Consider the following 24463-nt stretch of genomic DNA (forward strand, 5'->3'; position numbering starts at 1 on the left):
TCGAATCGATGACGCAAATGAAAAATATACGCATTTCCCTGATCAGTTTGACCATTCTAACACTCACCGGCTGCAGCTGGATGGCCGGCTACCGCCCCCCCATTCAGCAGGGCAATGAAATCAAAGCCCAGCAACTGGCCCAGGTACACGTTGGGATGACGCCAGACCAGGTACGATTCATCCTCGGAGACCCGTTGCTGACCGACCCCTTCAATCCCAATCGATGGGACTACACATACGCCCTGACGCCCACTTATGGCCGCCAGAGCGTCAAGCACCTGACCTTGTATTTCACCGACGGCAAGCTCGCACGCATCGTCGGCGCGCCAATAAAAAACGACGTGGCTCCATCGAAGGGTTAAGCCGAATCGCCGTCCGCCATCGCACCCTGCGCGCGGCGACGGCGCGCCTCCTTCGGATCCACCTGGAGCGGTCGATATATCTCGACTCGATCACCATCCATCAATCCATCGCTCAAGGCCCTGCGACGCCCGAAAACCCCGACGCGTGTGTGTATGTCTGGTTCTCTGAGCACAGGTGCAAATCGGCCCGACGCCTGGATTGCATCCGCCAAGGTGCTTCCCGAGGGAATTCTTACTGAACAAAGCTCTTGGCGTTCCGCAGTTGCATAAACGATTTCCACGTACATAACGGCCTTCACCCCTCGCCATAAACCTCGCGAGCACGCTTTACGAAGGCGTCTACCAGCGTGTTTACGATCTGGGTAAAAACCGGACCGACCGCAAGACCAAGCAGACGATTGGAAAAATCGAACTCCATATCGAGCGACACCTTGCATGCTGCATCGCCGATTGGATCGAAACGCCAGAATCCATGCAAATGGCTAAATGGCCCTTCGATCAAGCGAATTTCGATCATTTTCCCGGCTTGCATGCGATTGTGTGTCGCGAAGGTCTTACGAACCCCACCACGCGCCAGTTCTATGCTTGCCTTCACCTCATGCGCATCACGCGAAAGTATCTCCGTTTGCATGCACCAAGGTAGAAAATCGGCGTAATGCTCGATATCGTCCACCAGCGCAAACATCTGCTGAGGTGTGTAATTGACGAGTGCGGATCGGCTTACGGTCGTCATATTCCCCCTCGAATAAGGCCCATGGCGTTCAATAGGACCAGCAACATGGCCACTGGCGTCACATAGCGTATCACCGTAAGCCAGATACGAAAGACGCCACGCGACCAGCTCAGTTCCTGACGCAAAGATCGCCCTGTCATCATCCAGCCGGCGAATACCGCCACCAGCAGGCCCACCACGGGCAGCATCACATTACCTGTGACCGCATCCAGCAAGCCAAACCAGGTGTGCCCAAGTATCAGCACTCCGGACCACACGCTGAACGACATGATGGTCACCAGCCCCAGCAACCAGACAGCGAATCCCAGCGCCAAAGCTGCCTTGGCCCTTGAAATACCCATCTCGACCCACCAGGCAACTGCGGGTTCGAGCAGGGCGATTGCGGATGTCCACGCGGCGAGCACCAGCACGGTGTAGAACATAACCCCGAACACCCCCCCGTAGGGCGAATGTCCATAGGCCATGGGTAGCACGGTGAAAATCAGCCCGGGTCCCTGCATGGAGGGCAGGTCATGCGCAAACACCAAAGGATAGATGGCCATGCCGGCCAGCAAGCCTGCGCAAGTATCCGCCAATATGATCCACAGGCTTGCACGGAATACCGACACGCGTTCAGGCAAGTAGGCGCCGTATGCCAGCATCGTACCGACCCCTAGGCTCAAGGTGAAAAATGCATGCCCCAAAGCGATCAATACGGTCTTGCCATTCACCGCGCTGAAATCAGGGTCGAACAAATACGCCGCCGCTTTCACCAGATTGCCTGCCACGGCAGCGTATAGATCGAGAAAAGCCAGCAGAATGAACATCAAGGGAACGAATAGTCGAGCCACTCGCTCAAGTCCCTGCCGGACCCCACGTGCAACGACAGCGACAGTCATTACCATAAAGAGTGAGTGCCAGGCCATCAAACGCCACGGCGTATCGTTCAGCGCCGAGAACAAACCCTGTACCTGTCCTGCGCTCGCCCCCTTGTACGTCCCGGCCGCACTCATCCAGATATAGTCGAGCCCCCAACCGGCAATGACGCTGTAAAACGACAAAATCAGCAACCCGGCCAACACCGCGAAGAACCCAACACCGGACCACGCACGCCACTGTCCTTCATCGGCAGCCAAGTCACGCAGAGCTGATGGAGGGCTCCCGCGGCCCCTTCGCCCAAGCAACAATTCTGCCATCAGCAAGGGCAGGCCCACCACAAACATGGATAATAGGTACACCAAGAGGAAGGCACCGCCGCCATGCTGCCCTGCGATGTAGGGGTATTTCCAGATATTCCCCAGGCCCACCACAGCACCAGTAGCGGACAGGAAGAAAGCGGTGCCGGACGACCACTCGCCATGTATCGACTTGAGTCTTCTCACGCACGCCTCATTTGCGAAACGGCGTATTCTCGACCGGAAACAGGCTAAGAACAAGCCGACTCGCCACCGGCGCCCAGCCATGAACGTTCCCGGTATAATGCAGCGATGTCCAAGAAATCCGCCAAAAGCAACCACAATGCGACGATCGCCCTGAATCGCCGTGCGCGTCACGACTTCTTTATCGAAGACTCATTCGAGGCCGGCCTCGCACTCGAGGGATGGGAAGTAAAGAGCCTACGCGCTGGGCGCGCACAGTTAAACGAAAGTTATGCTCTCATCAAGGATGGTGAGGCTTGGCTGTTCGGCGCACACATCTCACCGTTACTGAGCGCATCCACCCACATCCATCCGGATGCCACGCGCACGCGTCGTATGCTGCTTCACCGGGCGGAACTCAATCGCCTCATAGGCGCAGTCGAACGCAAGGGCTATACCCTGATACCTCTGGCTCTGTACTGGAAACGAGGGCGCGCAAAACTCGAACTGGGATTGGCAAAGGGCAAGAAGGAACATGACAAGCGCGCCACCGAACGGGATCGAGAATGGGATCGAGACAAATCACGGATACTCAAATCGGTCCGTTGAATAAGGTTCGCCCTCTAGTCAGTGCCACAAAGCACCTTTCTCCGCCGCACCTGAAATCAGGTCGATAATCGACGCGTGGCGAGCGATTTCGTCAGAGCTTGCCGAGATAACTCGCAAGGGAGGGCGATTCGGATCCAGGTGAACGGGTGACACCTCTGTCTGTACTGTGGGAGACGGGTCATTATCAGCCTGCAAATCCGCCAGCAGGCTAGTCTGCCCCCCAGTCATTACCAGATAAACGTCGGCCAGAATCTGGGCGTCAAGGAGCGCGCCATGCAACTCGCGGTGCTCATTGTTCACGCCATATCGCTTGCATAAAGCATCCAGGCTATTGCGTTGCCCCGGGTGCATCTGTCTGGCCAACACCAATGAATCGACCACACCACATATGGCACTCAATGGCTCATTATGACCGTAGCGCCTAAGTTCCGCGTTGAGAAACCCCAGATCGAAAGGAGCATTATGGATAACAAGTTCGGCTCCCGACACGAAAGCCAAGAATTCATCTGCCACGTCAGCGAACCTGGGCTTGTCGGCGAGGAATTCGGCCGTGATTCCATGCACCGCCGCGGCCCCCTCATCGATCTCGCGATCAGGCTGTAGATATTGGTGGAAATGGCGCCCCGTCGGACGGCGGTTGAACAACTCAACGCAACCAATTTCGATCACGCGATGCCCCTGCTCCGGTTCGAGCCCCGTGGTTTCGGTATCCAAAACGATTTGTCTCATTGGTGACCCTCATTCAAACCCATGCACCTCCACCACAAACAGCAGCATCTTCATCACGACACAAACCTAATACTCGAACTGCAGAGGAACGTCTCTATGCCAGCTTTGTCTTACCTGACAAGAGACTATCGATCGCCTCGTTCGCCAGGCGGTCAGCCAGCTCGTTCTCGGGGTGACCGGCGTGCCCTTTGACCCACTCCCACGTCACATCATGTTCTCTGACCGCGTCCTCCAAGCTTTCCCATAGGTCGCGATTCTTCACCGGCTGCCCTGAAGCGGTTCGCCATCCCTTGCGCTTCCATCCCGGCAACCACCGCGTGATCCCGTCACGCAGATAGGTCGAATCGGTAACGATACACACCGCGCACGGCTGACGTAATGCTTGAAGCCCCCGAATCGCAGCCGTGAGTTCCATTCGATTGTTAGTCGTTAAGGGCTCCGCACCCAGTAGATGTTTCTCATGCCCACGTGTACGCAACAGCGCACCCCAGCCACCGGGACCTGGGTTTCCCCGACAAGCACCATCGGTGAAGATTTCAACCATGTTTTTCACTGGATATAACCTCGGGAGCAGTTTTGATCGGCGATCCCGATAAAACACGTAATCGCCTCCGCTTCGGTTTGATAAAAGTCAGCGTCGATTCTCTCTTCCTCGCAGCAATGATTCTGACCCCACCCAACACAGGGAAGTGTCGTGCCCCCCATTTTTCCAGCCAGCCGCAAGAGTCGGTTGATACCGCATGTCGTGTCGGTGGGCGGTACATCAGATACCGCACCTGGCAGACATCGAAACCCAGTAAAGCGAGCCAGTCTTTCAATCTAGCCTGCGTGTAAAGATGCGCGCGGCCTGACCGGCGGACAGACCGCCATGGACCACGGCCAGCCGCAGCCCATACACCCCATACGCTAGCCGGGTTAAAACCAATAAAGACCGCATGTCCCTCGGGTACCAGCACCCGATCAACCTCTCTCAGCACCTGATGCGGGTCCTGGGTGTACTCAAGCACATGTGGCAGGATCACCAAATCAAGAGATTCGGCGCCAAAAGGCAAGGCTTCTGGACATCCAAGTACTCCAATGGTACGTCCAATGCCACCGAAACCCACCCGTTGCTTTACCCTGCTCCCGTCAAGCAGTGACGGGGTCAACGCACCCAGCCCAATCTGGACCCCAACGTATCCGAACATCTCACCCAACAGCTCAGGCATTTCATGATGCAATCTAGCCCAGACATGCCGACCCACGTCACCTTGGTACCATTCAACCAACGCCTGCTCTGGCTCCAAGATATCCATCGTCACCCAGGTCCTTGATCCGAAGCTCACAGCATACAGCCCCATGTGAACCATGTGCCAACCGACACAGTTCGCACACAACACTTCCTACTTGTTCAACGGCCCCCTCAGAGGATAAGCTATGCACGCATGAGCAACCTCAGAAAAACTCAATTGATTAAGGGCTTGCCAGCGCTAGCTGCTCTGTTTTCTCTAACAGGATGCGCTACGCTGGATCGCCTGGGAGACACAGGTCCACAGGCAACTGGCTTGACAACCAGTTCTGCCGCTAGTGATACCGCGCCCTGTACTACGGGATCGAACGGCACGTCACCAGCCTGTCAGACGTTGTCCGCTGTATCAGCAACTGATGACAACAGCAGCATTGCCGCCCCTGCTACCTCACAAACTGTGATGACGGGAAATGCTGCCAATTCAGGCGCATCGCCCAGCGCGCCACCCGGTACCGGCAACACTGCCACAATGACCCCGGCGTCCTCGACATCGGCGGTGCAGCCTGCTCAAAATGAAACTATCTGGACAGACATCAGGGACGGCTTCAAGCTCCCTGACAACCTTGATCAGCCATTAGTACAACAAGCAATAGCCTTTTACCGGCAGCACCCCGCTTACCTTGAACGGGTGACTGCCCGTGCAGAACCTTATCTGTACTACATCCTCCAACAGATTCATCAGCGACATATGCCCACAGAACTGGCCTTGTTGCCAGTGGTGGAAAGCGCTTACATACCGTACGCTTACTCAAGCTGCCAGGCCGCCGGAATTTGGCAATTCACGCCATCAACTGGGCGCCACTTTGGTCTGAAACAAAATTGGTGGTATGACGGCCGTCGCGATATATACGCCTCGACAAAGGCGGCCCTCGACTATCTACAGTCATTACACGACCAATTCGGTAGCTGGCTACTCGCACTTGCCGCATATAACTCAGGCGCCGGCACCGTCCAGTGGGCGATCAAGCGTAATCAAGAACGACACCAACCTACTGACTTCTGGGCTCTGGATCTCCCCGAACAAACTAAGACCTACGTTCCCAAGCTGCTTGCGGTTAAAGCAATCGTAGAACACCCCAGACAGTTCAATGTCAGCTTATGGCCCATACCAGACAAGCCCTACCTTGCTGTCGTTCACCTCAAATCTCAAATCGATCTAGCCCTCGCAGCCAAACTGGCTGGCATAAAACTAAACGAATTATACCTCCTCAACCCGGGTTACAACCGATGGGCCACAGACCCTAACGGGCCACACAGACTGTTGCTTCCCGCTGATTCGGTTCAAGGCTTTGAAGAGAAACTGGCAAGCATCCCTGCCAGCGAGAGAGTTACCTGGATTCGGCATCGGGTGAGGGCTGGTGACACCCTGGGCCAAATCGCGGACGAGTATCACACCTCGATCAGGGTTATCAGGCAAACCAATCACTTAAATGGCAACATTATTCGGATTGGACAATATCTTATCGTTCCGAAATCATCTCGCCCTTATGCAGAATATGCGATGGCCGAAGGGTTACGGCACCGCATGCCCCAAACCGCCCACAGGGGTGAAAAGTTGTACCACACCGTAAAAGCAGGAGACACCTTGTGGGACATTGCCCAAGCGAATGGTGTGTCCGTTGAGAATCTTGCGAGATGGAATAATCTGTCGGCACGCTCACCGCTACGCTTGGGACAACGCCTTGTAATCTGGAGCGGTGCGCGGAAAAGCGTACATTCGAGAACTGAGCGACTCGCGTCCATCAACCAGCAAACTCAATTATCTGTAGCTGGAACTGATTACCATATAGTCAAACCTGGCGACACACTATGGGGCATCGCAGAAAGCGACAACATAAGCGTTGCCGAACTACTGCGCTGGAATCATCTTAGCCCTCACACCGCGCTACACCCAGGTCAACGCCTAATCATTCACCAAACTAACGGTTCCGGTCTCGCCTTAGCAAGCAGTGGCCAACCGACCCAACGCGTACGCGTACTATCATACGTTGTGAGGAATGGCGACTCCCTATATAGCATAGCGCAAAAATTTGGCGTTAATATTCCCGCGATTCGCAAATGGAATGACCTCTGGGATACTAATGTGCTGCACCCCGGACAACCGTTAAAGTTAAGAGTGGACGTTACTCAAATGCATAACGAAAGCTAACGACTGACAACAACTTCACGGATGAGCCATCCCTCGTAACGGGAAGGCATACGCCCCCTACTACGACACCGATAATTCCGGGGGAAAGTCCAATAAAACATGAACTCAAAAAGCATGGGGCGAACCACCACAGACCGGCCATTTTGGGCAAATAATTGGACCTGGATTTCCGCTACCATATTGATAGTCGCGGTTTTTTCTATGTTTAGTCTGCTCGATCCAATCGACCACCTCATATTTCACATCTTCTCCCGCCTTACCCCCGCGACCTCACAAAACCAAATAGCCCTGATCCACATAGGAAACACAAGCGGATCACCACCGGATGGAATATCAGGCAACCCACGAGCGCTACTAGCCCGACTAATTCTCACAGTCAAGCTCGGCAATCCCAAAATCATTGCAGTCACATCCCCGCTATTTAAGCCGAATCAGAACTCCGGGTTACGCGCTTTAAATAATCTCAGAGAGGAATATAAGTCCAAGAACCTAAAAACATGGGATAAAATCACTATAAATCTAAAAAATAAATTAAACAAATACGACGCAGCAGAGATAGACAAGGTCACACTTGATAACGAACAGTTCTATGCTCACATAGTGCAGGAGGAAGATAAACTCAATTACGACAACCAACTTAGCCAAGCCATTGCAGAATCAAAGTATTTAGACCTTAAGTTCAGCTATATGCCCGGGATCTCGCAAGGGATTCCTCATACCCCCCTCCCCTCATCAATAACCAAATATGCATTACCTTCGACGATAATTAAAGCCAATCCACCAAGCGTATATTCACTGTCATTACCTTTGCCCATATTCATCCAACACGCGACCGCAGCGGGGGCCTATTTAGCCCCCCCACACACATGGAGTAGATATTCAGGAACACCTCTAGCAGTCCGGTATCATGATGCAATCTTACCTAGCCTAGCCCTCATAATAGCCATGCAAAGTCTTGGCACCTCGCCCGAGAATGTTACATACCAAAATAATATAGGATTAAAACTAGACGAATTCTTAATCCGAACAGGCGAAGGAACAAAAATACACCCTCACTTATATTTGGCACATAACAAACGTCATTACGCCTTCGCCAATTACTCGGGTGAAAATATAATCAACGGAATAACCAACCCATTAATATTTAAAGATAAAATACTTATAATTGGGATAAACGGCTTAGAACCACTTGCATCTGAGGTTTCAGGAATTCTTACACAGAATCTCATTTACTCACCAAAGTGGAGCCCATATGCGCAATTAGTGGCATGTACAATTATTATTATTTATCTACTAGCCTTACCCGCAAGATTTAATATCAAATTCACAATCGTGGCGACATCCGCATTCCTTGTAACTGTTCTAATATTAGATTTCTATGTCTTCAAAACAGCCAATCAATGGATACCAGCAGCCAATAGTATTGGCTTGCTTGTTCTTGGTGAATTTGGCTTTTATCTAAAAAGGAGACTACATAACAACCTAGGCATACTCCCCATATCCAAGGGAAATCTAGATAACATCAGACTCCTTGGTATAGCATTCCAGAGTCAAGGACAACTCGATCTAGCATATGACAGATTCCGCCACTTGCCGATTAACGAAGAATCCATCGAACTCTTGTACGGGTTAGCGCTTGATTATGAGCGCAGAAGACGGTTTGAAAAGGCCAAGACTATTTACGAACTTATCGCATCGCACCACAAGCACTACCGGGATGTTCGTGAGCGCATGAAACGGACCCAGACGCTGACAGAAATCACCGCTTGCCCAAAAAACACTACGAATACGGAAGTCAGCGTTAACAATGGAACTCTGATCCTCTCTCACGCCGGGTTACAGAAACCCATGCTTGGAAGATATGAAATAGACCATGAAGTTGGTCGCGGCGCAATGAGTATTGTATATGAAGGGAATGACCCCAAAATCGGTAGGAGAGTGGCCATCAAAACGCTATCTCTTGCTACTGAATTCCAGGGAGATGATTTAAAACATGTCAAATCTAGATTCTATAGAGAAGCCGAAACTGCGGGTCAATTAAACCACCCGAATATCGTTACGATTTACGATGCAGGCGAACAAGATGAAATTGCTTATATCGCCATGGAATATCTACATGGAAAGAATCTGACAGCCTTCACAAACAAAAATGATCTTTTACCTATAACAACTGTTTTAGAGATTGCGGCGAAATGTGCACAAGCGCTTGATTATGCTCACAAGCATCAAGTAATACACCGTGATATAAAGCCAGCCAATATTGTCTACAATATAGATACGGGCGAAGTTAAGCTTACTGACTTTGGCATCGCCAGAATTACCGATGCCAGCAGAACGAGAACTGGCGTAATAATGGGGACACCATCATACATGTCACCAGAACAACTCGCAGGGCGTAAACTTGATGGCAGATCCGATCTATTCTCATTAGGAATCACATGCTTCCAGCTACTCACTGGGACCCTCCCATTCCACGCTGAAACAATGGCCACTTTAATGTTCAAGATTACAAATGAAGCACACCCAGCTCTCAACGCATTAAGAGGCGATTTAGCTCCATGTGTTAGCCCCATCATCAATAAGTCTCTTCAAAAGTATCCCGAAAAACGATTCCAAACCGGCCGAGAATTTGCCAATCACCTTCTTAGATGCGCACGAAGCATCAAGGAAATATCAAATGAATCCAGACAACACATTTGATTGGGCCTCAGCGACCGATGTAGGACGCGTAAGAAACAACAACGAAGACGCACTTGCCGCATCAACTGAGATTGGAATATTTGTACTAGCTGATGGCATGGGTGGACACAAAAGTGGCGAAATAGCCAGTAATCTAGCTATCACCACTGTACTTGATCACCTGTCTCATACACTACCCGAACTCATCCCCGGGCGAATTGATGAAGATATTGGTTATACGCGTGAAAGCATAGCAATAAGAGAGGCTATTATTCATGCCAACGAAACCATCCACCAAACAGCACAAAAGCAAATAGAATATGAAGGGATGGGTACAACAATTGTATTACTTGGGTTCTACGGTCCTCGCATGACGGTTGCACATGTAGGGGATTCTCGCGTGTACAGATTCAGGAATGAACAACTGGAACAACTGACAAGCGATCACACTATGCTTCAAGAACTAGTTGACCGCGGGTTTTACACAGAAGAAGAAGCCCAAAAATCTATGCATAAAAATCTCGTCACACGCGCATTGGGAGCCGATGCGACTGTTGCTGTAGACATTCAAGAAGACCTCGTATTGCCTGGTGACACATACCTCTTGTGCTCAGATGGTTTACATGACTTTGTTGACAGCACACACATAATCGAATACATAACAACCATCGACGATTTAAACAAGTGCTCTAAACAACTGATTGAAGAAGCAAACAGAAATGGCGGGAGAGACAACATCTCGCTTATTTTAATCAGACCGAAAGGCACCTTCAGGATAAAAAAACCCTTAATCAGCAAAATAAAAAGCTGGATATCCAAAAAATGAATTATATTGTCTTTAACTTTATTTTATCGTCATAGCTAATGTTAGATTAACCATGTACAAACTATTTTTCATTCAATGAAAATACAAAAAACATACATCCATGCCTCGCATTGTCTACTTTGGCCCACATACTAGGAGATAATCATGGCCAAACTCATACTTAGTCACGACGCGCACTCAATTGACGAATTCTCCATCGAAGAGGAATGCATCACAATTGGACGAAAACCCGACAATGATATTCAAATACATGACAAAGCAGTTAGCGGCTATCATTGCCAGATAATTACTGTACTTAATGATTCATTCCTTGAAGACTTACATAGCACAAATGGCACCTTTGTTAATACCCGAAAAATCACCAAATACGCTCTTCACCATCTCGATAAGATAAGCCTAGGCACACATGTAATACAATATATTAACGACCTAAATGACGTACAAGATGAAAAACACGATTATGACAAGACCATGATACTGAGAACCACTCCACATAGAACAACTACTCATCCAATAACCGGCAAAATCTCTTCCGAGGAGAATGGGCTACAAAACCCATTGAATTCAATACAAGAACCCGCGACACCAATAGCTCAACTCGAAATACTTAACGGATCTAATAAAGGAAAACTATACAAACTCAGCCGCCCAATGACCACACTTGGGAAACCCGGAAGTCAAGTCGCGGTAATTACACGTCGCGCACATAACTACGTTATTATCGGGGTGGAGGCTGATAGCACAGGACTTTATCCTCGTCTTAACGGTATACCAGTAAGTGTCAGGTCAATGCCTCTTTCAAATGGTGATGCCATAGAAGTAGCCGGCATACAGATGACTTTCCATCATTCAAAGTAATGCCCCCCTAAGCGAGGCAAAGCAGTCGAAAAATCAATTAATAATATCTGATATTTCTTTAATAAACTCACACATAAGCAATATGTGTGCGGCCAGGTCAGCCGCACTGTGATATCACATGCGCTATAGTCAACCTCATACATGACTAACGTGTTTATCGCTTTTTTATCACAAAAATGACATAAGTGTGATTGTAATCAAAACTCCACGTATCATATTATATCGCCACTTTAAGTTAAGATATTTTCCCGTAACTTCATGAATGGAGAAGAACTGTGACTCTATTAACAGGTAAGCGCGCACTAATTACCGGCGTCGCAAGTGAGCGATCAATCGCCTGGGGTATAGCACAAGCCTTGAATAGGGAGGGAGCAGAATTAGCGTTCACCTATCCAAATATACGACTCAAGGAGCGTGTCGAAAAATTTGCCCAGAAATGCAGCAGTGATATAGTACTTCCTTGCGATGTTGCTAATGACACTGAAATAGAATCTATGTTTACACAGCTGAAAGACCGCTGGACCAACCTAGATATACTAATCCATGCGATTGCCTATGCACCAAAGGAGCAACTAGAAGGTGACTATCTGCAGAATGTCACCAGAGAAGGCTTCAGAATTGCTCACGACATCAGCTCATATAGCCTTGCCGCAATGGCAAAGTATTCCCGTGAAATGATGCAAGGTCGGCAAGCATCCATTGTCACACTCAGTTATCTAGGTGCAGAACGCGCCATGCCAAATTACAACGTCATGGGTTTGGCAAAAGCTAGTTTAGAAGCGAATGTGCGCTATCTCGCGTATACTCTAGGACCGGAAGGAATCAGAGTAAACGCCATATCGGCTGGCCCAATACGCACCTTGGCTGCATCGGGAATAAGTGATTTCAGACGGATGCTTGAACAGGTTGAGCAGACCGCCCCTCTTAGAAAAAACGTTACGATCGATGAAGTCGGCAACACTGCCTTGTTCTTATCTTCCGATCTCGCATCCGGAATCACTGGCGAGACGATTTATGTGGATGCCGGTTACAATATAGTCGGACTTGGTTAAATATCAAACCCACCTGTAATACACCTGCTCAATAATTCAGGTTACTAGGGTATATCTTGATCTCAGTAGATTCTTGTAAGGCCTGTAGCACGACTGCCATTTGATTCTTTAACTGCTGCGCCAACACATTCTTCGTAGGCGCAGTAGTAGATTTTGACTGGGCTGCATTATCATCGGGTAAACGCACTTTGTTCACTTCAACTACGGCGTAATTCCCAGCCCCTAACGACGTCGCAGTGACTAATGGCTTATCGCTACTCGATGGCGTACCTAGCTTAAACGCTGCATTCAAAATGGCATTTGGCACGATAGAAGCGTCTCTGCGCACCCAGCCGAGATTACGGTACCTGAGTTGATATTTACTAGCCACCAGTTGCGCACTCTGCCCGTTAGTCAGATCTTTCTCTATATTTTTAGCAAGCTTACTTGCCTCATCTGTAGCATAGCGACGCACGAGTAAACCATTGATCTTATCTTCGACCTCAGTCAATGGTTTCACAGTAGGTAGTTTTTTCCCCGTCACTCTAATTACAACCGCATCGCCCGCACCCAGTTCGATTAGTGAACTATTAGCCCCTTCATCTAGAACTGCTTTTGTAAATGCCGCTTTAACTACTTTCGGATTAGTCGCAATTCCACTACCACCAGTTTTTTCGAACCACCCCGTCTGCTTGATCTTCAAATCAAGTGCTTTTGATGCCGCTTGAAGGCTACCAGGGTGCTCATATGCCAATTCCGATAGCCGCTGAATAGAGTTTTCATATTGTGTTTTCGATGCCTCAGCCAAGTAGTCTTTCTGTACCAAATCTTTAACCTTATTATATTTAAGATAATCATAGGTTAAGATGGAGTTCAGCTTCAGCACATACCATTTCCCATCATATTCGACGGGATTGGAAATTGATCCAACTTTAAGTTTATACAGCGCTTTCTCTATAACGTTTGGGAAATCAGTCCTCTCTCCCACATTATTGATTTTCACAGAACCCAGTCGCAGTTTCATTTTATGCGATATTTCTGTAGCCAAATGCTTAATATCCCCATTACTTGCCGATAACTGTCTGATCTGATTTACAAATGACGACAGCTTATCTTTCTCTGAAGCTATTTTAGGTGCATCAAGTACTATTTCAGAATACCTAACACGATTTGGTATCGCATAAGCCTTTCTGTGAGATTCGTAGTAATTCTGTAACTCATCAACTGAAGGTTTTATTAAACTCTGTAGATGCTTTTCACTTAAGCGAATATAGCTTACATTCACTTTCTCATTCGTCATAAACTGATTAGCATGCGCCTGATAATATTTCTTTATTTCTGACGGCTTAACTACGATCGAGTTTATAAATTTTGATGTTGGAATTACCATCATCCCAACTTCCCTCTCTTCACCTAGTAGCTTTACAACCCAGCCACGCTGTTGTTTCGTTGTGAATGCAGAAGCATATATTCCAGATTGAAATTGCTGTATTAGCAACTGCTTTCTAAGCATATTCTCAAAGTTAGCTGGCGAGAGCCCTTGATCAGCGAGTACTTGATGATATTTATTGTTTGAGAATGATCCATTAACTTGGAAGATAGGGTAGCCCATTATCTGCCGCACCAACTGTTTATCACTAATTTTATATCCTGATCCAACCAAATTTTCTGTTAATACAGCCTCTTGAATTAACTGCCGCAATACAGCTTGTTTAATGGTTTTATTGTCTAAATTGTCTGGCAATTTCCCACCGAACAGTTCTGACAAACGCAGTTGTTCCTGCCGGTATGACCTCTCAAACGTTCTAATCGTGATCGGCTGCCCACCAACCAGAGCAACATTTTGTGTCCCGCCCCCGTCCAGGTAATGATTTATTCCCCACAGGGCAAATGGGATACTTATGAGGAATATAATCGCGTAAGCAAACCAACCAGATGCTCTATCTCGTATCGTCTGAAGCATTACACACCTAGCTAAATATTGGCGATTCAGGACTTAACGCAAACCTTGTGCAGTACAAAATTAAAAAGGCGCCATAGAGGCGCCTTTTTAATTTTGTACTGCACAAGACAACTGGCGGAGTGGACGGGACTCGAACCCGCGACCCCCGGCGTGACAGGCCGGTATTCTAACCAGCTGAACTACCACTCCTAAGAACTGATTACCCTGGTGGGTGCTGAGGGAGTCGAACCCCCGACATTCGCCTTGTAAGGGCGACGCTCTACCAGCTGAGCTAAGCACCCAGGAAAGCCGCTTAGTTTACAGCATCCTTAAGAGCCTTACCAGGCTTAAATGCTGGCAGATTAGAAGCCGCGATATTGATCGATTCACCAGTCCGTGGATTACGACCAGTACGCGCCTCACGTTGACGCACAGTGAAGCTACCGAAGCCGACGATAACAACTTGGTCGCCCTGCTTCATCGCGCCGGTCACGACCTCAACAAAAGCATCAAGCGCCTTACCTGCTGATGCCTTCGAGAGGTCGGCCTTAGCGGCAATCGCGTCAATCAATTCTGATTTATTCATGCGGGTCTTCCCTATTCGTTGAGATGCATAATTAGACACCCACCCCATCGTCAGGTGGAGAACACACCCGGGGTCTCATCGCGGGGGAGCGTTTACCTCGCAGCCAGCGCCGTAGAAGCATTTTATACATGGCTGCGCGCGAGAGTGGTTTTATAACAAGCCCCCTCAGATACTGTCAACCTAGATTTGCATCCGCCTAATGTGGGCGAGAGCCACGTTTCTTTACTTCACGCTCGCCCTTTTTTGCTACAGATCCTGTGGTAGTTGGTAGCTTCTCAGGTGTCTCGTCGAGCGGTTCAGGCTGGTGCTGCAAGGCCATCCCCAGAACCTCATCTATCCACCTCACCGGATGTATATCTAATTGAGCTTTAATATCCTTCGGAATCTCAGTCAGATCACGCTCATTCTCATGCGGAATTAAAACCGTATTTATTCCACCTCGGTGTGCTGCAAGTAGCTTTTCTTTTAGCCCACCGATCGGGAGCACTTCTCCTCTCAGCGTGATTTCACCTGTCATCGCCACATCGGCACGGACCGGGATATGTGTGATCGCAGATACCAGCGCAGTACACATTGCAATACCAGCGCTTGGGCCGTCTTTCGGAGTGGCGCCTTCTGGCACGTGTATATGTATATCGTGTTTTTCAAAATAATCGTCGGTAATCCCAAGGACACGCGCTCGCGATCGCACGACAGTACGCGCAGCCTCGATAGATTCTTTCATTACATCACCCAGTTGTCCTGTCCGGATAATATTACCCTTACCAGCAACTGGAGTGACCTCTATCGTGAGCAAATCTCCTCCAACTTCTGTCCAAGCAAGGCCGGTAACCTGGCCAATCTGATCCTCTTTTTCGGCACGCCCGTACCTAAATCTTTGCACACCCAGATACTTATCCAAATTTTTGGGAGTTACATTCGTCTTTTTATCAATCCCGCTTAAGGCGTGTCCCATAACAACTTTACGGCACACTTTTGACACTTCGCGCTCGAGATTACGAACACCAGCCTCTCGAGTGTAGTGTCGAATAATGTCTCGAATTGCGGCATCAGTGATCTGCAATTCCCCATCTTTCATTCCATTATGCTTGTACTGCTTGGGCAGTAAATACCGCTTTGCAATATTCGCTTTTTCATCTTCCGTATAGCCAGGAAGTCGAATCACTTCCATACGATCTAATAATGGACCGGGAATATTCATACTATTGGCTGTCGCCACAAATAAAACATCCGACAAATCAAAATCAACTTCGAGATAATGATCTGCGAATGCATGGTTCTGTTCAGGGTCAAGAACCTCCAATAGTGCTGATGCAGGATCCCCCCGGAAATCCATTGCCATCTTGTCAATTTCATCAAGTAGAAATAATGGATTTCTTGTCCCCACACGGGATAAATTCTGAATAATCTTCCCCGGAAGAGACCCTATATACGTTCGCCTATGACCGCGAATCTCAGCTTCATCGCGCACACCGCCCAAAGCCATCCTAGTAAATTTTCTATTTGTTGCGCGAGCAATCGACCGACCTAACGACGTCTTGCCTACGCCAGGCGGCCCTACGAGGCACAGGATTGGTCCCTTGAGCTTTTTGACGCGCTGCTGTACTGCAAGATACTCAAGTATACGTTCCTTAACTTTTTCCAGACCATAATGATCTTCATCGAGGATGCGTTGCGCTGCCGTGAGATCTAGACTCACTTTAGATTTTTTTTTCCACGGCACACTGACTAACCAATCAATATAGTTACGTACCACCGTGGCCTCTGCAGACATCGGTGACATCATTTTCAGCTTGTTAAGCTCAGCATCTGCCTTTTGACGCGCATCCTTCGGCATACCTGACTTCTCTATACGCTGCGCCAACTCCTCAACCTCGTTAGGCGCATCTTCAAGCTCACCCAACTCCTTTTGGATGGCCTTCATCTGCTCATTCAGGTAATACTCTCTCTGGCTTTTCTCCATTTGCTGTTTGACGCGGCCACGAATTCGTTTTTCGATCTGTAGCAGATCAATCTCTCCTTCGATTAGCCCCATGATATGCTCCAGGCGTTCACGCACATCCTGTATTTCGAGCACGTTTTGCTTTTCTTCCAGTTTCAGTGACATATGCGCTGCCACGGTGTCCGCAAGCCTGGCAACGTCGTCAATACCCGCCAATGAGGTAAGAATCTCGGGTGGTATCTTCTTATTAAGTTTTACGTATTGATCAAACAGGTTCAAAACTGAACGGGTAAGAACCTCGATTTCACGCTCATCGGTCGGCGTCGCCGGCTTGAGAAGCTGGATTTGTGCAGAAAAGGTGTCGTCAAGCTCGATAAAATCCACAACCTGAGCTCGTTCTGACCCTTCAACAAGGACCTTGATTGTACCGTCAGGCAGTTTTAACAACTGCAAAATGGACGACAAAGTTCCGATTCGATGAATATCCTTCGGACCCGGATCATCCACTTCTGCACTCCGCTGGGCTACTAACAAAATTTTCTTGTTGTCCAGCATGGCGCGATCCAATGCCTTGATTGATTTATCCCGCCCTACGAACAGAGGGATGACCATATGTGGATACACAACGACGTCGCGCAAAGGAAGCACTGGTACAAGCATCGTTTGCTCGTCAGTAATCAGACTTTGTTGATCGGAATCCTTATCCATGGGAGAGCCTCAAGATAGCGGAATGACCCAATGCACCCCCTTGCGCACATACCAAGGGATGCATCCTGTAACGAGAAGCGTGGGCAGCAGGCTCCTGTAAGCGAAGCGAGCAAACTACAAGCTCACGCCCGTAATACGGATGTCTGCTAGATAGGTTGGGATAATGCCCGGGCATTTCAAGTCCACCCGGGCATTTATAGGCGCTTAGGCCATCAATCTGCAGCGGCCCGCTGTTGCAACTCGCCGCCTTCATAAATGAGATAGGGTTTGGCCTCACCCCGAATGACAGCGTCGTCTACAACGACCTTGGCTACGTCATCCAGTGAGGGCAGATCATACATGGTATCCAGCAACACCTGCTCAATGATCGTCCGAAGCCCGCGGGCCCCAGTTTTACGCTCCATAGCCTTGCGAGCAACCGCTCTCAGAGCGTCGTCACGAAATTCAAGCTCGGCACCCTCCATCTCGAACAACTTACTATATTGTTTCGTCAAGGAGTTCTTTGGCGTAACCAGAATTTCCACCAAGGCATCTTCATCGAGTTCTTCAAGTGTAGCCACTACGGGTAGCCGCCCGACAAACTCTGGAATCAGGCCAAACCGGATAAGATCTTCTGGCTCGACATCAAACAGCCACTCGCCGGTAGGCTTGTTTTCTTCTTTACCACGGATTTCTGCTGAAAACCCAATCCCGGTCTTCCGGGAACGGTTCTGTATGATCTTTTCCAGACCAGCGAAAGCACCGCCCACGATAAACAAGATATTCCTGGTATCGACCTGAAGAAACTCCTGCTGAGGGTGTTTGCGCCCCCCCTGCGGAGGTACCGAGGCAATCGTCCCCTCGATCAACTTCAACAGCGCTTGTTGCACACCTTCGCCGGATACATCCCGGGTGATGGAAGGATTGTCCGACTTACGAGAAATCTTGTCGATTTCATCGATGTACACGATACCAGTCTGAGCTTTTTCGACGTCGTAATCACACTTTTGCAACAGCTTTTGGATAATGTTCTCGACGTCTTCACCGACATATCCCGCTTCAGTCAGGGTTGTCGCATCTGCAATGGTAAAAGGCACATTCAGAAGCCGCGCAAGCGTTTCAGCTAAGAGCGTTTTGCCTGACCCGGTAGGACCAATCAGCAGAATGTTGCTCTTGGATAACTCGACGTCATCTTTCCTATCGCGCACTTCCAATCGTTTGTAGTGGTTGTATACCGCCACCGACAAAACCTTCTTTGCGCGATCCTGCCCGATCACGTATTCATCAAGTATCTGCCTGATTTCATGGGGCTTTGGAAGCTTCCCATTACCCAACTGAGCCTGCTCGCCCATCTCCTCGCGGATAATGTCGTTGCATAGCTCTACGCACTCGTCGCAGATAAAGACGGAGGGGCCGGCAATCAGCTTGCGCACCTCGTTCTGGCTTTTGCCGCAGAACGAGCAATAAAGCAATTTACCGTTGTCGGACGTGAGGTGTTTTTCGTCGCTCATCGGCACCTCTCAGGAAATGTGTCAAAGACACATTGCCTTGTTTGTGGAAAAGATGCAAGCCGGAAAATTACAACCGCATGAACTGGTGCGCACATTGCCTATACACCCTGTCATACGTCATGTCTTAAGCCGGACGAGCTGTAAGAACCTCGTCAACCAAGCCATACGACTTGGCTTCCTCAGGCCCGTAGAACCTGTCGCGCTCAGCATCTTCCGCGATTCGCTCGACCGGCTGACCAGAATGTTTCGACAGTATCTGATTCAGCTGCTCACGGATCTTGAGGATTTCGCGCGCGTGTATATCGATATCAGTGGCCTGCCCTTGGAAGCCACCGGAAGGCTGATGGATCATCACTCTTGAGTGAGGAAGGCAATAACGCTTACCGGCCGCACCGCCCGTAAGTAGCACAGCGCCCATGCTTGCAGCTTGCCCAATGCACAAAGTGCTAACCTCGGGCTTGATAAACTGCATGGTGTCGTAGATGGCCATACCCGAGGTCACTGAACCACCCGGGGAGTTAATATACAGGCTGATTTCTTTATCCGGATTTTCCGATTCGAGGAACAGCAACTGCGCCACAATTACATTAGCCATGTAGTCTTCTACAGGGCCGACGCAGAAAACCACTCTATCTTTGAGTAGACGGGAGTAAATGTCATAGGCGCGCTCGCCGCGCGAGGTCTGCTCGACCACCATGGGAACCAGGTTCAGCGCCTGTGTGCCCAACGCCCCCCCTTCATAAACCTGACGGTCGTTCATTATGCCTCCTTAGACTGTTCGGGGTGCATGATCTGATCAAAAGTGAACGTCTCGCGTTCTACCGTGGCACGCTCAAGAACCCAATCCACAACTTGATCTTCCAGGACTAAGGCTTCCACACCTGCCATGGCCTCGCGGTTGGAACGATAATACCGCACTACTTGGTCGGGTTGCTCATAACCCGCCGCGAGTCCCTCAAGAGCGGCATCAACACGCAGTGGATCCAATTGGATACCGCTGGTCTTCACCAACTCCCCGATCAAAAGCCCCAGCGCAACTCGCCGCTGCGCCTGTTCTTCAAACAGGTTATCTGGGAGATTCTGCCGTGCCTGCGGACTCATGGCTTCGCCAACTTGTTCACGCATCCGCCCTATCTCGGACCGCACAAGCACGTTGGGCACGGAAACATCATTTGCTGCATAAAGTGCGTCCATGACGGCAGTCTTGGTACGCTCCTTGAGCGCTTGACCCAATTCACGCTCCATATTGGCACGCACTTCGACCCGTAACGCCTCAGCGCCTCCAGATGCTATTCCGAAGGCGGAAACAAACTCATCATTGATCTCGGGCAGCCGTGGCTCGCCCACCTCCTTAACACTGACATCGAAGCGAACTTCTTTACCTGCGAGATCCGTGGCGCGGTAATCATCGGGAAAAGTCACCTGCAGAGACTTTTCATCACCTGCTTTAAGACCGACCAATTGACGCTCGAAATCGGCAATCAATCGACCTTGGCCAAGCACGATCGCTTGATCGGTCGCCTCGCCACCCGCAAACGGCTCATCAGCCAGATAACCCTTGAAGTCGATCACAACACGATCGCCTTCTGCCGCAACACGCTCGACCGGCTCCCACTCCATCTTCTGCCGACGCAGGGTTTCGATCATGTCATCGATGTCCTGCTCCTCGATCTCCGCCGAGGGGCTAACAACACGCAATTCTTCAAGCGGGGCCAAAGTCAGATCGGGGTAGATCTCGAAAGTCGCCACATACTCCAGTCCATCGTTGTCACCGCCAGAGGTCAACTCTATCTGCGGACTCCCCGCGGGCTGCAGCTTTTCCTGCATCGCCGCCTCTCGGAAACTACTTTGCAGCAAATCCCCTACGACTTCCTGATAAACCTCACCGCCGAAACGTTGCTTCACCACCTTGAATGGAACCTTGCCCGGGCGAAATCCATGCACCTTCACCCGTCGACTGAGGGCCCTCAAACGCTTATCAACCTCTTCGCCGATGCGCTCAGCAGGAAGTTGCACCGTCATTTTCCGTTCTAGACTACCGGCCGACTCAACCGAAACGTGCATGGATGTTTCCTCTGTTACTCGTCAGTATCAACTTGCGATCAATAACTACTCGCCGCCGCATCAAACACAGCAAAGCGCAAATGGTGCGAAAGGGGGGACTCGAACCCCCACGGAGTTATCCACTGGAACCTAAATCCAGCGCGTCTACCAATTCCGCCACTTTCGCGGATTCATCGAAGCCTTCCATAGTAGCATGGAGCGACCATTCGACCAGAAATCTGCGCGCAAAAAGACGAAGCCCGCTCTTGGCGGGCTTCGTCGCTTATCACAAGGTGGTGGGCCGTGTAGGAATCGAACCTACAACCAATTGATTAAGAGTCAACTGCTCTACCAATTGAGCTAACGGCCCAAAATCGCATCCGCGCTCGCAGGTGAGCATGCACGGAAACTGGGGTGGGCGATGGGACTCGAACCCACGACGACTGGAATCACAATCCAGGGCTCTACCAACTGAGCTACGCCCACCATAAACCTTGAACCCGACTGCACAGGTACATCGCTTGTGGCGCGCCCGGCAGGACTCGAACCTGCGACCGTTCGCTTAGAAGGCGAATGCTCTATCCGACTGAGCTACGGGCGCAAAAGCTGTCCCATCCATGCCAGTGCCGAGGATGGTCGGGGTAGAGGGATTTGAACCCCCGACATCCTGCTCCCAAAGCAGGCGCGCTACCAGGCTGCGCTATACCCCGAAATCTCTCATGCCTCGGAGCCAACCAGCGCACCAGCCCCTATCACTGCGCAGAGCGGGGAATCTTACAGCCCAGCTCACAGGTCGTCAACACCCGCCGAGGCGGAGCCTTGTCGCACCATGGGACGCATGCCAAAATGGAAAACTTTTTCGGATCCCGACCCAATCATTGATGACCGCGACTCTCATTGACGGCAACGCGATTGCCAAACAAATACTCGACGCTTTGGCAGCCAAGGCTGGCTCACTACGCGAGCATGGGTCGAGGGTTCCTGGCCTTGCGGTCATTCTAGTGGGTAGTGATCCTGCCTCTCAGGTCTATGTGCGCAAGAAACGCGAGGATTGCGCCCTGGTTGGCTTCGCATCTCAAGCACACTTACTGCCTACAGAAACCACCCAGGACGAACTGCTTGATCTGATCGACCGCCTCAATCAAGACGCGACAATCGACGGCATTCTCGTCCAATTACCCCTGCCTGGGCACATCAATCCGGAAACAGTGATCGAGCGCATCCACCCTGACAAGGACGTCGATGGTTTTCACCCTTACAACGTGGGCCGTCTGGCGCTGAGACTGCCTGTCCTTCGTCCCTGCACGCCTTTTGGCATCATCAAGTTACTGGACAGCATCGGCGAAACCTACAAGGGGCGACATGCCACCATTGTTGGCGCCTCCAACATCGTCGGCCGCCCCATGGCTCTTGAATTGCTTCTGGCGGGCGCCACGGTAACCGTCTGCCACCGCTTCACGAACAACCTCGAAGAACATGTCCGTGCCGCAGATATTCTGGTAGTGGCCGTCGGCAAACCCGGCCTCGTGCCCGGCGAATGGGTCAAACCTGGCGCGACCGTGCTCGACGTCGGGATGAATCGCATGCCGGACGGGCGACTGACCGGCGACGTGGATTTCGAGGGTGCCAAGTTGCGTGCCGCTCATATCACACCCGTGCCAGGCGGGGTTGGGCCGATGACCCGCGCCATGCTGCTGCACAACACCCTGACGGCCTATAACCACGTTCAGCGCAAAGGTTAAATCCCCCTTTATCCCCCCCGCCGCCAGGTCGTGCCCGTAGGCCCGTCTTCGAGCAGGACGCCTGCAGCCGCCAACTCGTCGCGGATTTCGTCCGCACGCGCGAAATCGCGCGCCGCACGAGCCGCCCGTCTGGCCTCAAGCAAGGCATCGATCGCCTCGTCAGAGATGACCCCGAAGGCATCCGACGTACCCTGCAGGTATGCTTCGGGAGGCGACTGCAGCAAACCCAATACGCCGCCCATCTCACGCAACAGCGCGGCCAACTCGGCGGTCACAGCTACCGATTCATCGCGTGCCTTGTTCAAGGCTCTGACCAGATCGAACAGCACCGCAATGGCAACCGGCGTGTTGAAATCATCGTCCATGGCGGCGAAAAATCGCGACTCATAGGTTTCGCGAACCCTCGGTGACACATTCGCTGCCGGGACGACACCCCGCATCGCCGTGTAGAGACGCGTCAAGGCGGCATTGGCTGCGTCGAGCTGTTCGTCCGTGTAGTTGAGCGAACTGCGGTAGTGGCTGCTCAGCAGGAAGTAGCGCACGGCCTCGGGACGATAGCGCGCAAGCATCTCGCGAAGGGAGAAGAAATTGCCCAACGACTTGGACATCTTTTCTTCATTGATACGTACGAAACCGTTGTGCATCCAGTAATTGACGAAATGCTGGCAGGTCGCCGCCTCGCTTTGCGCGATCTCGTTTTCGTGATGCGGGAACTGCAGGTCAAGACCTCCGCCATGGATATCGAAATGCGGCCCCAACGCATGGATCGACATGGCGGAACACTCGATGTGCCAGCCGGGTCGCCCCTCCCCCCACGGCGACGCCCACGCCGGTTCGCCGGGCTTGGCCGCCTTCCAGAGCACGAAATCGAGGGGGTCGTCCTTGGCCTCGACGACATCCACGCGAGCGCCAGCACGCAGATCGTGCGGATCCTTGCCCGACAACTGCCCGTAATGCTCGAAACGGGAGACATCGTAATAGACGTCGCCGTTGTCCGCGCGATAGGCATACCCTTTCTCGATCAGTGTTTCGATCAGCGCGATGATTTCGTCGATCGACTGCGTGGCGCGCGGCTCCAGATCGGGCGGCTGGACGCCAAGCGCACCGAGATCCTCGTGCATCGCCTGGATGAAGCGCTCGGTTAACGCACCGATGGACTCGCCGTTCTCGTGAGCACGGCGAATGATCTTGTCGTCGATATCCGTGATGTTGCGCACGTAGGTCACGTCGTAACCCAGACGACGCAGATAACGCACTACCGTATCGAATACCACGAGCATACGACCGTGCCCGACGTGGCAGTAGTCGTAAACGGTCATCCCGCAGACGTACATGCGCACCCGACCTTCCTCGATCGGCACGAAATCATCCTTGCTGCGCGTCAGGGTGTTATAGATCTTGAGCATGCA

At 50.9% G+C, this 24463-nt stretch carries 21 protein-coding genes and 7 tRNA genes; 8 read left to right on the forward strand and 20 right to left on the reverse strand.

Annotated elements, in window-relative coordinates:
• Positions 1-17: 17 nt before the first annotated feature.
• Positions 18-362 carry an outer membrane protein assembly factor BamE gene (locus BJI67_RS09925; protein WP_070072891.1) on the forward strand — a complete coding sequence of 115 codons (345 nt, stop codon included), beginning with the start codon at positions 18-20 and terminating at the stop codon, positions 360-362.
• Here BJI67_RS09925 and BJI67_RS09930 read toward each other — a convergent pair.
• The 3 genes from BJI67_RS09930 to BJI67_RS09940 are packed head-to-tail and all read right to left on the reverse strand — an operon-like array spanning position 359 to position 2456.
• Complete coding sequence (locus BJI67_RS09930; protein WP_070074079.1) at positions 359-649, reverse strand: RnfH family protein; 291 nt, start codon at positions 647-649, stop codon at positions 359-361. The genes BJI67_RS09925 and BJI67_RS09930 overlap by 4 nt on opposite strands.
• 8 nt (positions 650-657) lie before the next feature.
• Positions 658-1095 (reverse strand): type II toxin-antitoxin system RatA family toxin, encoded by a 438-nt coding sequence (locus BJI67_RS09935; RefSeq protein WP_070072892.1) that lies wholly within the window; start codon positions 1093-1095, stop codon positions 658-660.
• A complete protein-coding gene (locus tag BJI67_RS09940) occupies positions 1092-2456 on the reverse strand; it encodes a sodium-dependent transporter (protein WP_070074080.1) in 1365 nt (454 codons plus the stop codon). Before BJI67_RS09940 ends, BJI67_RS09935 begins: the two co-directional genes overlap by 4 nt.
• Positions 2457-2561: 105 nt before the next feature.
• Between BJI67_RS09940 and smpB the strand changes: the two genes are divergently transcribed.
• A complete protein-coding gene (smpB, locus tag BJI67_RS09945; RefSeq protein WP_070072893.1) occupies positions 2562-3041 on the forward strand; it encodes an SsrA-binding protein SmpB in 480 nt (159 codons plus the stop codon).
• 18 nt (positions 3042-3059) lie between these two features.
• Here smpB and dnaQ read toward each other — a convergent pair whose 3' ends face one another.
• The 3 genes from dnaQ to BJI67_RS16895 form a co-directional block, all read right to left on the reverse strand.
• Positions 3060-3770 (reverse strand): DNA polymerase III subunit epsilon, encoded by a 711-nt coding sequence (dnaQ, locus tag BJI67_RS09950; RefSeq protein WP_070072894.1) that lies wholly within the window; start codon positions 3768-3770, stop codon positions 3060-3062.
• Between the two features lie 94 nt (positions 3771-3864).
• Positions 3865-4314 (reverse strand): ribonuclease HI, encoded by a 450-nt coding sequence (gene rnhA, locus BJI67_RS09955; protein ID WP_070074081.1) that lies wholly within the window; start codon positions 4312-4314, stop codon positions 3865-3867.
• Complete coding sequence (locus BJI67_RS16895; protein ID WP_197512971.1) at positions 4307-5065, reverse strand: class I SAM-dependent methyltransferase; 759 nt, start codon at positions 5063-5065, stop codon at positions 4307-4309. The genes rnhA and BJI67_RS16895 overlap by 8 nt, the downstream gene beginning before the upstream one ends.
• Positions 5066-5194: 129 nt before the next feature.
• On the opposite strand from BJI67_RS16895, the gene BJI67_RS09965 reads away from it, so the two are divergent.
• From BJI67_RS09965 to BJI67_RS09975, 5 genes are all read left to right on the forward strand, one after another.
• A complete protein-coding gene (locus BJI67_RS09965; RefSeq protein ID WP_083250793.1) occupies positions 5195-7207 on the forward strand; it encodes a LysM peptidoglycan-binding domain-containing protein in 2013 nt (670 codons plus the stop codon).
• 114 nt (positions 7208-7321) lie between these two features.
• Positions 7322-9907, forward strand: a complete 2586-nt coding sequence (locus BJI67_RS16900; RefSeq protein ID WP_269449625.1) for a protein kinase domain-containing protein — start codon at positions 7322-7324, stop codon at positions 9905-9907.
• Positions 9885-10712, forward strand: coding sequence for a Stp1/IreP family PP2C-type Ser/Thr phosphatase (locus BJI67_RS09970; RefSeq protein ID WP_070072897.1), 828 nt, complete (start codon positions 9885-9887; stop codon positions 10710-10712). The genes BJI67_RS16900 and BJI67_RS09970 overlap by 23 nt, the downstream gene beginning before the upstream one ends.
• A gap of 144 nt (positions 10713-10856) precedes the next feature.
• Positions 10857-11570, forward strand: a complete 714-nt coding sequence (locus BJI67_RS16905; protein WP_083250795.1) for an FHA domain-containing protein — start codon at positions 10857-10859, stop codon at positions 11568-11570.
• A 275-nt stretch (positions 11571-11845) separates the two neighbouring features.
• A complete protein-coding gene (locus BJI67_RS09975; RefSeq protein ID WP_070072898.1) occupies positions 11846-12622 on the forward strand; it encodes an enoyl-ACP reductase FabI in 777 nt (258 codons plus the stop codon).
• A 28-nt stretch (positions 12623-12650) separates the two neighbouring features.
• Here BJI67_RS09975 and BJI67_RS16910 read toward each other — a convergent pair whose 3' ends face one another.
• From BJI67_RS16910 to BJI67_RS10040, 13 genes are all read right to left on the reverse strand, one after another.
• Positions 12651-14564 (reverse strand): SurA N-terminal domain-containing protein, encoded by a 1914-nt coding sequence (locus BJI67_RS16910; protein WP_083250796.1) that lies wholly within the window; start codon positions 14562-14564, stop codon positions 12651-12653.
• 112 nt (positions 14565-14676) lie between these two features.
• Positions 14677-14753: transfer RNA gene (locus BJI67_RS09985), tRNA-Asp, on the reverse strand.
• 16 nt (positions 14754-14769) lie between these two features.
• A tRNA-Val gene (locus BJI67_RS09990) sits at positions 14770-14845 on the reverse strand.
• Between the two features lie 11 nt (positions 14846-14856).
• Positions 14857-15177 (reverse strand): HU family DNA-binding protein, encoded by a 321-nt coding sequence (locus tag BJI67_RS09995; RefSeq protein WP_197512985.1) that lies wholly within the window; start codon positions 15175-15177, stop codon positions 14857-14859.
• Positions 15178-15325: 148 nt separating this feature from the next.
• A complete protein-coding gene (gene lon / locus BJI67_RS10000) occupies positions 15326-17779 on the reverse strand; it encodes an endopeptidase La (protein WP_070072901.1) in 2454 nt (817 codons plus the stop codon).
• A gap of 212 nt (positions 17780-17991) precedes the next feature.
• Positions 17992-19269: an ATP-dependent Clp protease ATP-binding subunit ClpX gene (gene clpX, locus BJI67_RS10005; RefSeq protein ID WP_070072902.1), complete on the reverse strand. Its 1278-nt coding sequence runs from the start codon at positions 19267-19269 to the stop codon at positions 17992-17994.
• A 124-nt stretch (positions 19270-19393) separates the two neighbouring features.
• The gene (clpP, locus tag BJI67_RS10010) at positions 19394-20029 is read right to left on the reverse strand and encodes an ATP-dependent Clp endopeptidase proteolytic subunit ClpP (protein WP_070072903.1); all 636 of its coding nucleotides are present in this window, start codon (positions 20027-20029) and stop codon (positions 19394-19396) included.
• Positions 20029-21333, reverse strand: coding sequence for a trigger factor (gene tig, locus BJI67_RS10015; protein ID WP_070072904.1), 1305 nt, complete (start codon positions 21331-21333; stop codon positions 20029-20031). Before tig ends, clpP begins: the two co-directional genes overlap by 1 nt.
• Before the next feature lie 81 nt (positions 21334-21414).
• A tRNA-Leu gene (locus tag BJI67_RS10020) sits at positions 21415-21499 on the reverse strand.
• Between the two features lie 107 nt (positions 21500-21606).
• A tRNA-Lys gene (locus BJI67_RS10025) sits at positions 21607-21682 on the reverse strand.
• A gap of 40 nt (positions 21683-21722) precedes the next feature.
• Positions 21723-21798 (reverse strand) — tRNA-His (locus BJI67_RS10030).
• 38 nt (positions 21799-21836) lie between these two features.
• Positions 21837-21913: transfer RNA gene (locus BJI67_RS10035), tRNA-Arg, on the reverse strand.
• A 32-nt stretch (positions 21914-21945) separates the two neighbouring features.
• Positions 21946-22022, reverse strand: a tRNA-Pro gene (locus BJI67_RS10040).
• Between the two features lie 171 nt (positions 22023-22193).
• Here BJI67_RS10040 and folD point away from each other — a divergent pair.
• Entirely contained in the window at positions 22194-23054 is an 861-nt protein-coding gene (folD, locus tag BJI67_RS10045) for a bifunctional methylenetetrahydrofolate dehydrogenase/methenyltetrahydrofolate cyclohydrolase FolD (protein ID WP_070072905.1), read from the forward strand.
• 8 nt (positions 23055-23062) lie between these two features.
• Here the strand turns inward: folD and cysS are convergent, their stop codons facing one another.
• Positions 23063-24460, reverse strand: coding sequence for a cysteine--tRNA ligase (gene cysS, locus BJI67_RS10050; protein ID WP_070072906.1), 1398 nt, complete (start codon positions 24458-24460; stop codon positions 23063-23065).
• Positions 24461-24463 lie beyond the last annotated feature (3 nt).

It is taken from the genome of Acidihalobacter aeolianus (assembly GCF_001753165.1).
GTDB classification, from domain to species: domain Bacteria; phylum Pseudomonadota; class Gammaproteobacteria; order DSM-5130; family Acidihalobacteraceae; genus Acidihalobacter; species Acidihalobacter aeolianus.

Bases quoted from the DNA above. Each gene is read 5' to 3' on its own strand.
- BJI67_RS09925 (WP_070072891.1), top strand. From the start codon at position 18: ATGAAAAATATACGCATTTCCCTGATCAGTTTGACCATTCTAACACTC.
- BJI67_RS09930 (WP_070074079.1), bottom strand. From the start codon at position 649: ATGTACGTGGAAATCGTTTATGCAACTGCGGAACGCCAAGAGCTTTGT.
- BJI67_RS09935 (WP_070072892.1), bottom strand. From the start codon at position 1,095: ATGACGACCGTAAGCCGATCCGCACTCGTCAATTACACACCTCAGCAG.
- smpB (WP_070072893.1), top strand. From the start codon at position 2,562: ATGTCCAAGAAATCCGCCAAAAGCAACCACAATGCGACGATCGCCCTG.
- dnaQ (WP_070072894.1), bottom strand. From the start codon at position 3,770: ATGAGACAAATCGTTTTGGATACCGAAACCACGGGGCTCGAACCGGAG.
- rnhA (WP_070074081.1), bottom strand. From the start codon at position 4,314: ATGGTTGAAATCTTCACCGATGGTGCTTGTCGGGGAAACCCAGGTCCC.
- BJI67_RS16895 (WP_197512971.1), bottom strand. From the start codon at position 5,065: ATGGATATCTTGGAGCCAGAGCAGGCGTTGGTTGAATGGTACCAAGGT.
- BJI67_RS09965 (WP_083250793.1), top strand. From the start codon at position 5,195: ATGAGCAACCTCAGAAAAACTCAATTGATTAAGGGCTTGCCAGCGCTA.
- BJI67_RS16900 (WP_269449625.1), top strand. From the start codon at position 7,322: ATGGGGCGAACCACCACAGACCGGCCATTTTGGGCAAATAATTGGACC.
- BJI67_RS09970 (WP_070072897.1), top strand. From the start codon at position 9,885: ATGAATCCAGACAACACATTTGATTGGGCCTCAGCGACCGATGTAGGA.
- BJI67_RS16905 (WP_083250795.1), top strand. From the start codon at position 10,857: ATGGCCAAACTCATACTTAGTCACGACGCGCACTCAATTGACGAATTC.
- BJI67_RS16910 (WP_083250796.1), bottom strand. From the start codon at position 14,564: ATGCTTCAGACGATACGAGATAGAGCATCTGGTTGGTTTGCTTACGCG.
- BJI67_RS09995 (WP_197512985.1), bottom strand. From the start codon at position 15,177: ATGGGGTGGGTGTCTAATTATGCATCTCAACGAATAGGGAAGACCCGC.
- lon (WP_070072901.1), bottom strand. From the start codon at position 17,779: ATGGATAAGGATTCCGATCAACAAAGTCTGATTACTGACGAGCAAACG.
- clpX (WP_070072902.1), bottom strand. From the start codon at position 19,269: ATGAGCGACGAAAAACACCTCACGTCCGACAACGGTAAATTGCTTTAT.
- clpP (WP_070072903.1), bottom strand. From the start codon at position 20,029: ATGAACGACCGTCAGGTTTATGAAGGGGGGGCGTTGGGCACACAGGCG.
- tig (WP_070072904.1), bottom strand. From the start codon at position 21,333: ATGCACGTTTCGGTTGAGTCGGCCGGTAGTCTAGAACGGAAAATGACG.
- folD (WP_070072905.1), top strand. From the start codon at position 22,194: ATGACCGCGACTCTCATTGACGGCAACGCGATTGCCAAACAAATACTC.
- cysS (WP_070072906.1), bottom strand. From the start codon at position 24,460: ATGCTCAAGATCTATAACACCCTGACGCGCAGCAAGGATGATTTCGTG.